This is a genomic window from Pseudomonas sp. F01002 (assembly GCF_004402115.1).
Lineage (GTDB): Bacteria > Pseudomonadota > Gammaproteobacteria > Pseudomonadales > Pseudomonadaceae > Aquipseudomonas > Aquipseudomonas frigoris.
Map to the genome: position 1 here is coordinate 375,784 of NZ_SOPU01000003.1, position 1,106 is coordinate 376,889.

At 64.3% G+C, this 1,106-nt stretch carries 1 pseudogene (running past one end of the window); it reads right to left on the reverse strand.

The features are described from left to right. Positions 1–1,106 (reverse strand): annotated as a pseudogene (locus tag E3W21_RS02280) (glycine dehydrogenase (aminomethyl-transferring)); its annotated part reaches 379 nt to the left of the window's first position; the annotation flags it as partial.

Here is a 1,106-nt window from a genome sequence, read left to right on the forward strand (position 1 = left end):
GTAACGGTTGAACACCGGGTGGCTGAGGATCGGCGACTGGCGCAGCAGGGCGGCCGGGATCGTGCTAACCACGGAAGTGGCGAGGGCGGCGAAGTCCGGCAGGGTTTTGCCGTCGGCCAGCAGGGCCCACAGGGTTTCCACGTCAGCTTGCGAAGTGGTTTCGTCGAGGGACAGGCCCAGACGTTCGGCATCGATTACGCGCAGGTTGATCTGCTGGGCACGCGCCTGATCGTGCAGCTTGGCGGTGTTAGCACCGGTGTTCAGGGTCAGGGTGTCGAAGAAGCTGGCTTGCTCGACTTTCAGGCCCAATGCGCTCAAGCCTTGGGCCAGAATCGCGGTCAGGTGATGCACGCGGTTGGCGATCTGCGTCAGGCCTTTCGGGCCGTGGTACACGGCGTACATGCTGGCGATGTTGGCCAATAAGACCTGCGCGGTGCAGATGTTGCTGGTGGCTTTCTCGCGACGGATGTGTTGCTCGCGGGTCTGCATCGCCAGGCGCAGGGCCGGCTTGCCGAAACGGTCGACGGAGACGCCGACCAGACGGCCCGGCATGTCGCGCTTGAATGCATCCTTGGTGGAGAAATNGCCGAAGCGTTGCGCGCTGCCGATGGCCACGTCGGCACCGAATTCGCCTGGCGGGGTCAGCACGGTCAGGGCCAGCAGGTCGGCGGCGACCGCCACCAGCGCATTGGCGGCGTGGAAGCGTTCGGTCAGTTCGCGGTAGTCGAAGACGTCACCGTTGCTCGCCGGGTATTGCAGCAAGGCGCCGAAGAACGGCGTCACGTCAGTCAGTTCGAGCTCGTCGCCAACGACTACGTCGATGCCCAACGGCTCGGCACGGGTGCGCAGCACGTCGAGGGTTTGCGGGTGGCAATGCACGGAAGCGAAGAACGCATGGCTGCCCTTGTTCTTGCTCAGGCGTTTGCAGAAGGTCATGGCTTCGGCGGCGGCGGTGGCTTCGTCGAGCAAGGACGCGTTGGCGATGGGCAGGCCGGTGAGGTCGCTGATCAGGGTCTGGAAGTTCAGCAGCGCTTCGAGACGGCCCTGGGAAATTTCCGGTTGGTACGGGGTGTAGGCGGTGTACCAGGCCGGGTTTTCCAGCAGGT